This window comes from Brevirhabdus pacifica (genome assembly GCF_002797755.1).
In the GTDB taxonomy this organism is placed as follows: Bacteria; Pseudomonadota; Alphaproteobacteria; order Rhodobacterales; family Rhodobacteraceae; genus Brevirhabdus; species Brevirhabdus pacifica.
The window spans coordinates 1,038,580-1,051,027 of the sequence record NZ_PGFI01000011.1 but is presented as its reverse complement, the minus strand read 5'-3'; the positions used below and the strand labels follow the sequence as shown (position 1 = coordinate 1,051,027).

Annotated in this window: 11 protein-coding genes; 2 read left to right on the top strand and 9 right to left on the bottom strand. The window is 66.6% G+C overall.

All coding sequences use genetic code 11. The features are described 5' to 3' along the window. Positions 1-128 precede the first annotated feature (128 nt). Positions 129-1,370, top strand: coding sequence for a Na+/H+ antiporter NhaA (gene nhaA, locus CLV77_RS05115; protein ID WP_076978972.1), 1,242 nt, complete (start codon positions 129-131; stop codon positions 1,368-1,370). Between the two features lie 68 nt (positions 1,371-1,438). Here nhaA and CLV77_RS05110 read toward each other — a convergent pair whose 3' ends face one another. From CLV77_RS05110 to CLV77_RS05100, 3 genes are all read right to left on the bottom strand, one after another. Then, on the bottom strand, positions 1,439-2,263 hold the full coding sequence (locus tag CLV77_RS05110; RefSeq protein WP_076978973.1) for a glycosyltransferase family 25 protein: 825 nt from the start codon (positions 2,261-2,263) through the stop codon (positions 1,439-1,441). A 104-nt stretch (positions 2,264-2,367) separates the two neighbouring features. After that, positions 2,368-4,500, bottom strand: coding sequence for a methylmalonyl-CoA mutase (scpA, locus tag CLV77_RS05105; RefSeq protein ID WP_076978974.1), 2,133 nt, complete (start codon positions 4,498-4,500; stop codon positions 2,368-2,370). Next, complete coding sequence (locus tag CLV77_RS05100) at positions 4,457-5,437, bottom strand: hypothetical protein (RefSeq protein ID WP_076978975.1); 981 nt, start codon at positions 5,435-5,437, stop codon at positions 4,457-4,459. The genes scpA and CLV77_RS05100 overlap by 44 nt, the downstream gene beginning before the upstream one ends. 208 nt (positions 5,438-5,645) lie before the next feature. Between CLV77_RS05100 and CLV77_RS05095 the strand changes: the two genes are divergently transcribed. Further along, complete coding sequence (locus CLV77_RS05095) at positions 5,646-6,140, top strand: DUF4174 domain-containing protein (protein WP_076978976.1); 495 nt, start codon at positions 5,646-5,648, stop codon at positions 6,138-6,140. Positions 6,141-6,206: 66 nt separating this feature from the next. Here CLV77_RS05095 and CLV77_RS05090 read toward each other — a convergent pair whose 3' ends face one another. The 6 genes from CLV77_RS05090 to CLV77_RS05070 form a co-directional block, all read right to left on the bottom strand. Further along, positions 6,207-8,207: an acetyl-CoA carboxylase biotin carboxylase subunit gene (locus CLV77_RS05090; RefSeq protein ID WP_076978977.1), complete on the bottom strand. Its 2,001-nt coding sequence runs from the start codon at positions 8,205-8,207 to the stop codon at positions 6,207-6,209. A gap of 276 nt (positions 8,208-8,483) precedes the next feature. Continuing rightward, entirely contained in the window at positions 8,484-8,693 is a 210-nt protein-coding gene (locus CLV77_RS05085) for a hypothetical protein (protein WP_076978978.1), read from the bottom strand. A gap of 352 nt (positions 8,694-9,045) precedes the next feature. Then, positions 9,046-9,426, bottom strand: a complete 381-nt coding sequence (locus tag CLV77_RS05080) for a hypothetical protein (protein ID WP_076978979.1) — start codon at positions 9,424-9,426, stop codon at positions 9,046-9,048. A 123-nt stretch (positions 9,427-9,549) separates the two neighbouring features. Further along, a complete protein-coding gene (locus CLV77_RS16510; RefSeq protein ID WP_170043949.1) occupies positions 9,550-9,693 on the bottom strand; it encodes a hypothetical protein in 144 nt (47 codons plus the stop codon). A 214-nt stretch (positions 9,694-9,907) separates the two neighbouring features. Next, entirely contained in the window at positions 9,908-10,612 is a 705-nt protein-coding gene (locus CLV77_RS05075; RefSeq protein WP_083707670.1) for a DUF6497 family protein, read from the bottom strand. Between the two features lie 27 nt (positions 10,613-10,639). After that, positions 10,640-12,172 (bottom strand): acyl-CoA carboxylase subunit beta, encoded by a 1,533-nt coding sequence (locus CLV77_RS05070; RefSeq protein WP_076978980.1) that lies wholly within the window; start codon positions 12,170-12,172, stop codon positions 10,640-10,642. Positions 12,173-12,448 lie beyond the last annotated feature (276 nt).

Sequence of the window (12,448 nt, the reverse complement as noted above, 5' to 3'; positions counted from 1 at the left end):
CCACCGCATCTGCGGCCCCGGGGTCGCTGACTGCGGCAAATCGGGCGCGCGGCCGGCTTGCGCATTGCCTTCCGGCGCCCGAGACCCATCTTCAACACAACGTATACGCGAACAGGAGTCCGCCGCCGATGTCCTTGCGCCGGAAAATCGACAAATTCTTCGACAGCGACGCGGCTGGCGGCATCTTTCTGATGCTGGCCGCCGCCCTCGCGATGATGATCGCCAACTCGTCGCTGGCCCCCCTCTACCAGGACTTCCTGGAAGCCGACCTGTCCATCACCCTCAATGACGAAGGCCTGACCAAGCCGCTGATCCTCTGGATCAACGACGGCCTGATGGCGGTCTTCTTCCTGCTGGTGGGTCTTGAGCTGAAGCGCGAGCTTCTGGAGGGCAAGCTCTCGCGCCCTTCGGACGTGCTGTTGCCCGGCGCGGCGGCGGTGGGCGGCATGATCGTGCCCGCGCTGATCTATGCCGGCATCAACATGGGCAATCCCGAGACCATCCGCGGCTGGGCCATCCCAGCGGCGACCGACATCGCCTTCGCCCTGGGCATCCTTGCCCTCGTCGGCAGCCGCGCCCCCACCTCGCTAAAGATTTTCCTGCTGACGCTGGCGATTCTGGACGACCTGGGCGCGATCCTTATCATCGCACTTTTCTACACCAGCGAGATGAAGATCGACTATCTCATCATGGCCGTGGTGCCGCTGGGACTGATGGTGCTTTTGAACCGTCGCGGCGCCCACCGGATCGCCCCGACCCTGATCCTGGGCACGGTGCTTTGGGTGCTGATCCTGAAGTCGGGAGTCCACGCGACCCTGGCGGGCGTGATCACCGCCTTCTGTCTGCCGCTCAAGGACCGTTGGGGCAAGTCCCCCCTCCACTCGCTTGAGAACGGGCTGACGCCTTACGTGCTCTATCTCATCATCCCGCTCTTCGCCTTTGCCAACGCGGGCGTGGTGCTGACCGGCCTGTCGCTGGCCGACCTGTTAGCGCCGGTGCCGCTGGGCGTGGCCGCGGGCCTTTTCGTGGGCAAGCAGATCGGTGTGATGGGCGTCACCTGGGCGCTTGTGCGCATGGGCAAGGGGCGCCTGCCCCATGGCGCCAACTGGTGGCAGATCTACGGCATCGCCTGCCTTGCGGGGATCGGCTTTACCATGTCGCTCTTCATCGGCGGGCTCAGCTTCAGCGACGGCGCGATGATGAATGACGTGCGGCTGGGCGTGCTTGCGGGCTCCCTCGCCTCGGCGGTCATGGGTTACGGCGTGCTGATGCTGGCCGGCAGCCGGAACGAGGCCCAGGCACACGGCGCCCCGGAAAAACAGCCCGCGCTGGAAGACATTGCGGAAGGCAAGGCCGACCACCTCGGCTGAGCACAGGGGGCGGCGCGGCAACAGCCGGGCCGCCCCTTCCGCTGCACACAGGCCGCACGCGCGCCGCGCTAGCCCTTCCCGCCCTCGGGCGGTGTTTCGGCGAAACGGTAATCCACCAGTTTCCCCCGCCCCGCCGCCAGCCAGTAAAGCTGTCGCGGCAGGCGGTTCACCTCGAACCAGCCGCGGCGCAGCTTGCGCCAGCGCAGGGCCCAGCCCTTGGGCCGCGCCGCCTTGCCGAGGGCCGCGATGTCCGAGTTGTAGGCCCAGTTGCGCTGTGTCGCCATGGCCGGCACCACCAGCAACGCCGCGTGGCGCCGGGCAAAGACCGACAGGTTTGCATTGAACAGCATGTGGTCGATCGGCACCCGTGTCCGGCCGCGCATCCCTAACGCCGCCTCCGCGCCCCGCCGCGACAGGATATAGGCCCCGCCGCCGACATGGCGCGACATCAGCCGGTAAAGCGCGCGCCCGCCCGGCAGGTCCGCCACCGGCCCGCCCAGCAGCAGGCGCGAGGACCCGTCGCCGAATTTCTCCAGCTTGATCACATCCGCCCCCTCGGGGATCCATCCGGTATCGGCCAGAAGCCCGGCGGTGTCCTCGGCCAGGAACACGTCATCCTCCATGAACATCGCGTGGCCGGCCGGCCCGTCGAGAAAGCTTTGCCAAGCCGCGAAATGCGAGGCGGTGCACGCCCGGTCGCCATTGCCAAGCGCGCCCAGCGGGCCGCTGGCGGCGATCACTTCATCAAGCGCCTCGGGCGGGGCCGAGGCCGCGTCGACCGCATCCTGGCGCTGCCATTCAAGGCCGCGCTCTTGCAGGTGGGCGGCAAGACGCTCCATCCGGTCGGGACGGCGGGCAAGGTTGATGACGTGGATCGGTATGGCCTGGCTCATGCAGCGGTTCTGCCACGGCGGGACGGCGCGCGCCAGTGCCGGCGCGCCACCCCTCTCGCCTGCTGGCCGCGCCCGTCCCCGGTGGGACAGGCCGGCGGCCGCCCCTATTCGGCGCGCGCCTCGCGGACCAGCTTGAGGATCTTTTGGGCCGCCTCGGGGATGTTGGTGCCGGGCCCGAAGATGGCCTGCACCCCGTGGTCGTAAAGATACTGGTAATCCTGCTGGGGGATGACCCCGCCACAGATGACCAGGATTTCCCCCGCGCCCTGGTCGCGCAGGGCCTGCACCAGCTTGGGTGCCAGGGTCTTGTGACCCGCCGCCTGGGACGAGATGCCGATCACATGGACATCGTTGTCGATGGCGTCCTGCGCGGCCTCTTCCGGGGTCTGGAACAGGGGGCCCACATCCACGTCGAAGCCGATGTCGGCGAAGGCGGTGGCGATCACCTTGGCGCCCCGGTCGTGGCCGTCCTGCCCCATCTTGACCACCAGCATCCGCGGGCGGCGCCCCTCGTCGCGGGCAAACTCCTCGACGCTTTGCTGGATGGCGGCGAAACCCTCGTCACCCTCGTAGGCCGCGCCGTAGACCCCGGCCAGAGTCTTCACCTCGGCGCGGTGGCGGCCGAATGTCTTTTCCATCGCCATGCTGATCTCTCCCACGGTGGCGCGCGCGCGGGCGGCCTCGACGGCCGCTTCCAGAAGGTTGCCGCCCTCGGAGGTGCGGCGGGTCAGCTCGTCCAGGGCCGCCGTGCAGGCGGCCTCGTCGCGGCTGGCGCGGATACGCTCCAGCCGGGCCACTTGGGCCTCGCGGACCTTGTCGTTGTCGATGTCGAGGATGTCGATCGGGTCTTCCTTGGAACGGCGGTACTTGTTCACCCCCACGATCACCTCGTCGCCCCGGTCGATGGCGGCCTGCCGACGTGCGGCGCTCTCCTCGATCCGCAGTTTCGGCATGCCCGATTCCACGGCGCGGGTCATGCCGCCCAGCTCTTCGACCTCCTCGATCAGGGCCCAGGCCTGCTCGGCCAGGTCGGCGGTCAGCTTCTCGACGTAGTAGCTGCCGGCAAGCGGGTCGACGACGTTGGTCACACCCGTTTCCTCTTGCAGGATCAGCTGGGTGTTGCGGGCGATGCGGGACGAAAATTCCGTAGGCAGTGCAATGGCTTCGTCGAAAGAGTTCGTGTGCAGCGACTGGGTGCCGCCCAGCACCGCGCTCATCGCCTCGAACGCCGTGCGCACGACGTTGTTGTAGGGATCCTGTTCCTGCAGCGACACGCCCGAGGTCTGGCAATGGGTCCGCAACATCGAGGATTTGGGGTTCTTGGGTTCGAACTCGGCCATGATGCGGTGCCAGAGCAGGCGCGCGGCGCGCAGCTTGGCGGCCTCCATGAAAAAGTTCATGCCGATGGCGAAGAAGAACGACAGCCGCCCGGCGAAGCGGTCCACATCCATGCCGCGTGCGATGGCGGTGCGCACGTATTCGCGCCCGTCGGCCAGGGTGAAGGCCAGCTCCTGCACCAGGTTCGCGCCGGCCTCCTGCATGTGGTAGCCCGAGATCGAGATCGAGTTGAAGCGCGGCATCTCGTTGGCCGTGTACTCGATGATATCGGCAACGATCCGCATCGAGGGTTCGGGCGGGTAGACATAGGTGTTGCGGACCATGAACTCCTTGAGGATGTCGTTCTGGATCGTGCCCGACAGTTGCGCGCGGTCGACGCCCTGCTCCTCACCGGTGACGATGAAGGCGGCTAGCACCGGGATCACCGCGCCGTTCATCGTCATCGAGACCGAGACCTTGTCCAGCGGGATGCCGTCGAACAGGATCTTCATGTCCTCGACCGAGTCGATGGCCACGCCGGCCTTGCCCACATCGCCCACCACGCGGGGGTGGTCACTGTCATACCCGCGATGGGTGGCCAGGTCGAAGGCGACCGAGACGCCCTGCTGGCCCGCGTCGAGGGCCTGGCGGTAGAAGCGGTTCGATTCCTCCGCCGTCGAGAAGCCGGCATACTGGCGGATGGTCCAGGGCCGGCCCGCGTACATCGTGCCCTTCACGCCACGGGTGAAGGGGGCGGCACCCGGGACCCCGCCCAGGTGATCCAGCCCCTCGATATCCTCGGGGAAGTAGACGGGGGCGACATCGATGCCCTCCAGCGTCTTCCAGGTCAGGTCCTCGGGCGAGCGACCGCGCAGTTCATCCTCGGCCAGCTTGCGCCAGGCCTTCTTTCGTTCCGTCATCGCGGTGTTCTCCTGTCTGCCCGGCCCGGGACCCGGCCGCCGCCCGCAAGGGGCCGCGCCGGTCCGTGGCCGGTGCTTCGTGAAATCTTGCCAACCCGTCGGCGCCATTGCGCAGCCACCGCAGATCCTCCAGGTAGCTGGCGCCCAGACCGTCCAGTTGGGCGGGGGTGAAGGGCTGCCAGAGGGTGCCTGCGCTCGGGGCCTTCTGCACAAGACTGTCGGAGGCGTGCCCGGCACGAGCCAGGGCCGTGCGCAGTGCCGCCAGGTCGCCCGAGCGGTTGTGTTGGCCGGGCCTCTCCCCCAGCCCCGGTGGCCAGGTTCGGGACCCCAGCAGCGCCAGTCGCGCGCCGGGCCTGTGGCCATAGCCCTCGAAACTCGTCACGTCGATCACCGCACCCGGAAAGGCACGGGCCACGTCCTGCACCAGGTGCCGCCACCGCCGGGGCTGTCGCACCAGCCGTTCCACCAGATCGGGACCGGGCGCCGGGCGCCCTTGCGCCACAGCGTGGGCCAGAACCGAGGGCCACCAGCCGCGATAGTCGCGCACCGACAGCAGGATCGTGGGCGAGGTGCCGAACACCTCTGCAAAGCGGGTCAGCCGGAATTCCGCGTCCGGGTAGAGGCTGGCGCGGGACAGCATGTGCGGCATCGCGCCGGCCATGTTCTCCTCGCTGACCAGCAGGCGCCGGATGCCGCGATGGGCCAGGCGCTGCATCTCGATCGCGATGCGGCCCGCGGATCGCGCGCCCTGGCGCCGGATCTCGTCGGTCACATCCTCCTTGCGCCGGATCAGGCCGGCGAAGAGGCCAGAGCGCGTGCGCCCGGGTCCCCAGAATTCCGTCCCCTGCGCCCCAAGCGCCGGTCCGTGCCGGGCGATGGCCCGTTGAAAGGTGGTGGTCGCGGTGCGATGGGCACCGACATGCAAGATCACGTCCATTGCGCTCTGCCTCGATACTGCGGGGCGGACGCCTGCCGTCCGACCTTCCTGCGGACACGGACATTAGGAAAGCCTCCTTTGGCGGATCTTAACCGAGGCCGCGCGCGCAGGGTCCCGAGGGGCGCCTGAAGGACAAGTCAGATGCCCCCTTCCGCCCGAGGTCGAAATCGGCGCATTGTGCATTATATGAAGCTGAAAAGGAGACAGAATGAACCAGACGCTTCGCGTTGTATTCGCTGCGCTTTTCGGCTTTGCGGCCATGGGCGTCACGGCCGCCGAAGACAGCGGCAAGGAAGAACCACCCCTTACTCCCGCCGAGATGTGGGAGGGGGACCGCAGCCTGGAATTCGACGCAGTTGAATTGAATCTGGACGACTTTCTCTGGATCGCGCGTCCCGTGGTGATCTTTGCCGAGACCCCGGCAGACCCCTCGTTGCAGCAGCAGCTACAGCTTCTGGCCGACCGCAAGGACGAGCTGGCCGAGCGCGACGTGGTCGTCATCGTCGACACCAACCCCGAGGCGAAAAGCCCCCTGCGCCAGAAGCTGCGGCCGCGGGGCTTCATGCTGGTGCTGATCGGCAAGGACGGCAACGTCAAGCTGCGCAAACCCTTTCCATGGGATGTGCGCGAGCTGACGCGGGTGATCGACAAATCCCCCGTGCGCCAGCAGGAAGTGCGCGACCGTCGCAACCTGGCACAATAGGCCCCGGGCGCCCCGCCCTTCGGGGCCCCTGCCGTGTCACGTTGGGTCGCGCGGCCTGTCATCGGATCAATCGAACTCCATGATGATTTCGTCCACGGCCAGGCTGTCGCCAGCCTCGGCGTTGATCTTGGACACGGTGCCCTTGCGCTCGGCGCGCAGGATATTTTCCATCTTCATCGCCTCGATGGTGCAAAGGGCCTGACCCTCCTGCACCTCCTGACCCTCCTCGACGTCGATCTTCACCACCAGACCCGGCATCGGGCAGAGCAGCAGCTTGGAGGTGTCGGGCGCCTGCTTCTCGGGCATCAGACGCGCCAGTTCCGCCTGACGGGGCGTGCGGACATGGACCTTCAGGTCCGCCCCGCGGGACCGCACCCGGAACCCGCCCGAGATCTTGCCGACCTTCAGCACCAAGGGCGCCTCGCCGACCTGCAGCATCGCCAGCGGCTGACCGGGCTGCCAGTCCGAGGTCACGCGCAGGCTTTCGCCATCGTCGAACCGGATGGTGGCGCCCTCGCGGTCGGCCTCGATCTCCACGGCGTATTCCTGACCCTGAAGGGTGACGACCCAGTCGCGGCCCACATGGCGTTCGTGGTTGTCCATCCGGCCCGAGACGCGGGTGCGCCGGATCTCGGCCACCCGGTTCATGGCCGCCGTGGCGGCGGCGATGCGGCGCAGCTCGTCTTCGGGCAGGGTCGCGCCCTCGAAGCCTTCGGGGTATTCCTCTTCGATGAAGGCGGTGGTGATGTTGCCCGACACGAAGCGCGGGTGATCCATCACGGCGCTGAGGAAGGGAAGGTTGTTGCCGATCCCCTCGACCTCGAAACTGTCGAGCGCCACGCGCATCGCCTCGATCGCCTCAAGGCGCGAGGGGGCCCAGGTGCAGAGCTTGGCGATCATCGGGTCGTAATACATCGAGATTTCGCCACCCTCGAAGACGCCGGTGTCGTTGCGCACGACAAGGGTGTCGCGGACGACTTCCTCTGGCGGGCGATAGCGGGTCATACGCCCGATCGAGGGCAGGAAGTTGCGATAGGGATCCTCGGCGTAAAGCCGGCTTTCCATCGCCCAGCCGTTCAGCTTGATGTCGGATTGCTTCAGCGTCAGCGCCTGACCATCGGCCACACGGATCATCTGTTCGACCAGATCGATGCCGGTGATCAGCTCGGTCACAGGGTGTTCGACCTGAAGGCGGGTATTCATCTCGAGGAAATAGAAGTTGCGGTCGCCATCGACGATGAATTCCACCGTGCCCGCGCTGGTGTAGCCCACGGCCTGAGCCAAGGCGACGGCCTGCTCGCCCATCGCGCGGCGGGTTTCTTCGTCCAGAAAGGGGCTGGGGGCCTCTTCAATGACCTTCTGGTTGCGGCGCTGGATCGAGCATTCGCGCTCGCCCAGATACAGCGCGTTGCCGTGGGCGTCGGACAGAACCTGAATTTCGATGTGGCGCGGCTGGGTGACGAATTTCTCGATGAAGATGCGGTCGTCGCCAAAGCTGTTTGCGGCCTCGTTTTTCGAGGATTGGAACCCCTCGCGGGCCTCATCGTCGTTCCAGGCGATGCGCATGCCCTTGCCGCCGCCGCCGGCGCTGGCCTTGATCATCACCGGATAGCCGATCTGGGACGCGATGCGCACGGCCTCTTCGGCGTCAGCGATCAGACCCATGTGGCCGGGGACCGTGGACACCCCCGCCTCCTGCGCGATCTTCTTCGAGGTGATCTTGTCGCCCATCGCCTCGATCGCGCCCTTGGGGGGGCCGATGAAAGCGACGCCCTCGGCCTCGAGCGCCTCGGCGAACCTGGCATTCTCGGACAGGAAGCCATAGCCCGGATGCACCGCCTGCGCCCCGGTCTGGCGGATCGCGTCCATCACCTTGTCGATGACGATGTAGGACTGATTGGCGGGCGCCGGGCCGATGTGCACCGCCTCGTCGGCCATCCGCACATGCAGCGCGTTGCGGTCCGCGTCCGAGTAGATCGCCACCGTCTTGATGCCCATGCGCCGCGCGGTCTTGATGACCCGGCAGGCGATTTCTCCGCGGTTGGCGATCAGGATCTTGTCGAACATTGGGCTTCCTTCGTGGTTCGCGTGGTCTTGGCTGCGTGGGCTGGGCCTGGGGTCAGGGTCCCTTGGGGCCAGGCTTGGGGCCGGGCGTGGGATCGGCCGTGCTGGGCCGGGCGCCTTGGCAGATCTTCGGGCGGGGACGTGCGCGGGTGGCGCGAACGAAAAAACCCCGCCCCCGCACAATGGCGGGAACGGGGCCTTTTGACAGATGCAGAACCGTGATCCGGCGCCGGGCGCCCCCCAAGGGAGATGCCGGTCCGGGCGGTCAGCGCACCGGGATTAGCGGCGGCAGATGCCAGCGTCGTCGCAGAACACGCCTGCTGCGCCGCCGATGATCGCGCCCTTGGTGCCGTCGTTGCCGGTCGCGTCAGCGATTGCGGCACCGGCTGCGGCGCCGACGACGCCCCGCTCCAGGTCGTTGTTGATCGTGTCACAGGCCGACAGGCCAGCGAGGAGAAGACCGGAGAGGACGAGGTTCTTGGTAAACATTGTGTAGCTCCTGAAGCTTTTTTACTTTTCGATTGAGCGGAGCGCGACGCGACTCCGGACCCGATACACTTTCCCAACTCTCTCATTGCCGCAGTGGTTCCGGCGCCTTCGCCCGGAAGGGTCGACACGTTGCCATTTGCAGGAAAAAGACGAGGTCCGCACCGCGTCGGCGCGGACCTCAGAGAAGGGGAAGGGTAACGGTTTTGAACAAAGAAGACTGCCGATGCCGGGGCATCAGCGCCCTCGGAGATTACCGTGCCGTAATGTTCGCAGCGGCAAAATCCCCAATCGTCGACCGGGGAAATCTGGGCCGAAAGCTGCTCAAAGACGGATCGGGCCGGCAAGTTCATGCTCAATCCTCGTCGGGGTCGTACATGGCGACGGCGCCCTCGCCGAAGGCGTCGGGGAAGGCGGCGCGGGCGCGGGCCTCGTCGATGCGCAACAGCGCCTCGTAATCGGTCGGATCGAAGGGGTCGGTCGCGGGCACCACCTCGCGGCCGAACAGCCAGCTCAGCCGTCCGGCGTCAAGGTTCCCGCGCTCGAACGGCTCATCGCCGAAGTGATCCCACAGGCAGGCCATGAAATAGGCGTCCGCCCGGCGGTCGGCGGGCCGGCGGTCGGCATAACGCTCGCGCCGGATCAGCGGCGTCGCGCCCGCCTTGTTGGGGCGGCGGATGACGAATTGGAAATCGGTGCCGGGAAGGCGCCCGGGAAAGCCGCGATGCTTGATCATGCCCGCACCCCCCGCACCCGGGCGAAGGCCGGGCTGGTGGTGCCCCGTCCCGCGTGGCGGGCGAGGATCAAGGCGATCCGGGAAGGGTCCAGGGGGGCGGACAGGCGCCGCCCCCGAGGGGAATTACTTGTACTTGCCGGTGTAGACAGGCTCGGCCGCGACGGGCTCGGGCTCGACGAAGACGACTTCGTCCTGACGGGCGGTGGTGCACGCCGCTGCGAAGGCCGCGAGGCCCAGCATGCTGGCAATCTTGATAGTCCGGAACATCCTGCTCTCCTGGTTGATCCGGTGCCGACCGCCGTCAATTCATCGGCGCCCGGAGCCGGGTTTTGATTAAAGACCGCTTTGTCGCAATCCACGCGGAGAGTAGCCGAGAAAGGGCCCGAAATACACGGAAATGCACGCCCCCGTGAGCCCTGTGTCGCGGTTGCATCAAACGCGTGGGCGCGCGGCTCGATGGACGCAAGATGTTGTGACATCGTTAGAATGCCTCCCAGATGCAGCGGCCGTCCACGGGCCGATATGCGTTGTTGAACTGTGTGACCGAGGGGTCCGGCGCCCCGCGTTTCAGCGGCCGGTCCAGCAGGCTGACGAGGATCTGATTCACGCCCCCCTGCTCATCCAGGCCCGCGTTTTCGATCGCCTCGAATCCGGCGGTCCCGCACAGCTGGTCCATGTCGGGTTCGGCTATGGCGAAATCGACACTCCGGTTGTCGCGGGCGATAGCGGGGGCGACGTAGCGCAGGATCAGCCAGCGCTCGTCGCCATGGGGTTCCAGCAGCACGTCAAGCAGCGTCAGCGCCTGGCCCGAGGGCACCTGCGGGCGCGGATCCAGCCCGGCGCGCGGGGTGATGTCGGCGGCCTCCTGCACGGGCGTTCCGCCCAGGTTGCCCATCTCACTTTCCTCGCCGGCGGTGGTGACCGGGGCGGTTGGGGCGGCCTCTGTGGCTTCCCCTGCCCCGGCTGTCGTCGCCGTGCTCTGGCGCGCGTCCGCCTCGGACTTCCGCGCGGGTTCACTCGCGGCACCCGTCTCGGCGGACCTCTCCGGGGACAAGGCCCCGCCCTCATCCCCCCGCCAGCCCCAGGCCAGCAAAGCCGCGCCCCCGGCCAGCACGAGAACGGTCGCGCCGACGATGTGCCGGCCGCGACGGGGCGTGTTCTGGTTTCCGAAAGGGTTCTGCATCATCGCCTCGGGCGTCCGACCGGCCAGCGGTCAGAGCGGAATGTTGTCGTGTTTCTTCCAGGGGTTCGCCAGGCTCTTGTTGCGCAGCGAAGCGAAGGCCCGGCAGACCCGGCGGCGGGTCGAGTGGGGCATGATCACCTCGTCGATGAAGCCTTTTTCGGCGGCCACGAAGGGGTTAGCGAAACGGTCCTCGTAATCCTTGGTGCGGGCCGCGATCTTCTCGGCATCGCCCAGTTCCGAGCGGTAAAGGATCTCGGTCGCGCCCTTGGCCCCCATCACCGCGATCTCGGCGGTGGGCCAGGCATAGTTGAAATCACCCCGCAGGTGCTTTGAGGCCATCACGTCATAGGCCCCGCCATAGGCCTTGCGGGTGATGACCGTGACCTTCGGCACCGTCGCTTCGCCATAGGCAAAGAGCAGCTTGGCACCATGCTTGATGACACCGCCGTATTCCTGACCCGTTCCCGGCAGGAAGCCCGGCACGTCCACAAGGGTCAGGATCGGGATCTCGAAGGCATCGCAGAAGCGCACGAAGCGGGCGGCCTTGCGAGAGCTGTCGATATCCAGACAGCCCGCCAGCACCATCGGCTGGTTCGCCACCACCCCCACGGTCGAGCCTTCCAGCCGGATGAAGCCGGTCAGGATGTTCTTGGCGAACTCTTCCTGAATCTCGTAGAAATCGCCCTCGTCCCCCAGCTTGGTGATCAGCTCCTTCATGTCGTAGGGCGCGTTGGGGTTGTCGGGGATCAGGGTATCAAGGCTGTCCTCGATCCGGTTCACGTCATCGAAGAAGGGCCGCACGGGCGGCTTGGAGCGGTTGTTCTGGGGCAGGAAATCCACCAGGCGGCGCACCTCGGCCAGGGCCTCGACATCGTTCTCGAAGGCACCGTCGGCGACGCTGGACTTGCGGGTGTGGGTGCTGGCGCCGCCCAGTTCCTCGGCGGTGACGACCTCGTTGGTGACGGTCTTGACCACGTCGGGGCCGGTCACGAACATGTAAGAGCTGTCCTTCACCATGAAGATGAAATCGGTCATGGCGGGCGAATAGACCGCGCCGCCCGCGCAGGGGCCCATGATGACGCTGATCTGCGGCACCACGCCCGAGGCCATGATGTTGCGCTGGAAGACATCGGCATAGCCCGCGAGGCTGGCCACCCCTTCCTGAATCCGCGCCCCGCCCGAGTCGTTCAGCCCGATCACCGGCGCGCCGTTCTGCATCGCCATATCCATGATCTTGCAGAGCTTCTGGGCGTGGGTTTCGGAAAGCGAGCCGCCGAAGACGGTGAAATCCTGGGAGAAGACATAGACCTGGCGGCCATTGATCGTGCCCCAGCCCGTCACCACGCCGTCGCCGGCGGGGCGGTCCTGCTCCATCCCGAAGTCGGTGCAGCGGTGGGCGACGAACATGTCGAACTCTTCAAAGCTGCCCTCGTCCAGCAAAAGCTCGATCCGCTCGCGCGCGGTCAACTTGCCCTTGGCATGCTGTGCCGCAATCCTGCGCTCGCCCCCTCCCATGCGGGCGGTTTCGCGGCGATTTTCGAGTTCTTGCAGGATATCTTTCACGGCAGCTCTCCCAAAACCTGTGGTGGCGGCCATCCTATCGACCGCGCTCGCGGCTGAGAAGGACAAACGGGCGAATTTGAAAACCTTTGGCGAGCGGTAATCTGCGAATTGCAAATTTGCGAAGTCGCCACCGCCGAACCGGCCTCGGTTTAAGGATTCCAGCGCTTAAGGCCCCCTCTCGGCGGCCAGCGCAAAGCCGCATGTGCACCTTCGAAACCTGCAACGTCTGCAATGGTGCCTTTGCAGAAAAGCGGCTTATCCGGGGATGACAGAACG

Excerpts from the sequence above, each read along its gene's own strand:
- CLV77_RS05080 (WP_076978979.1), bottom strand. The coding sequence starts at position 9,426 with ATGATCAAGCATCGCGGCTTTCCCGGGCGCCTTCCCGGCACCGATTTC.
- CLV77_RS05075 (WP_083707670.1), bottom strand. The coding sequence starts at position 10,612 with ATGATGCAGAACCCTTTCGGAAACCAGAACACGCCCCGTCGCGGCCGG.
- nhaA (WP_076978972.1), top strand. The coding sequence starts at position 129 with ATGTCCTTGCGCCGGAAAATCGACAAATTCTTCGACAGCGACGCGGCT.
- CLV77_RS05090 (WP_076978977.1), bottom strand. The coding sequence starts at position 8,207 with ATGTTCGACAAGATCCTGATCGCCAACCGCGGAGAAATCGCCTGCCGG.
- CLV77_RS05095 (WP_076978976.1), top strand. The coding sequence starts at position 5,646 with ATGAACCAGACGCTTCGCGTTGTATTCGCTGCGCTTTTCGGCTTTGCG.
- CLV77_RS16510 (WP_170043949.1), bottom strand. The coding sequence starts at position 9,693 with ATGTTCCGGACTATCAAGATTGCCAGCATGCTGGGCCTCGCGGCCTTC.
- scpA (WP_076978974.1), bottom strand. The coding sequence starts at position 4,500 with ATGACGGAACGAAAGAAGGCCTGGCGCAAGCTGGCCGAGGATGAACTG.
- CLV77_RS05110 (WP_076978973.1), bottom strand. The coding sequence starts at position 2,263 with ATGAGCCAGGCCATACCGATCCACGTCATCAACCTTGCCCGCCGTCCC.
- CLV77_RS05100 (WP_076978975.1), bottom strand. The coding sequence starts at position 5,437 with ATGGACGTGATCTTGCATGTCGGTGCCCATCGCACCGCGACCACCACC.
- CLV77_RS05085 (WP_076978978.1), bottom strand. The coding sequence starts at position 8,693 with ATGTTTACCAAGAACCTCGTCCTCTCCGGTCTTCTCCTCGCTGGCCTG.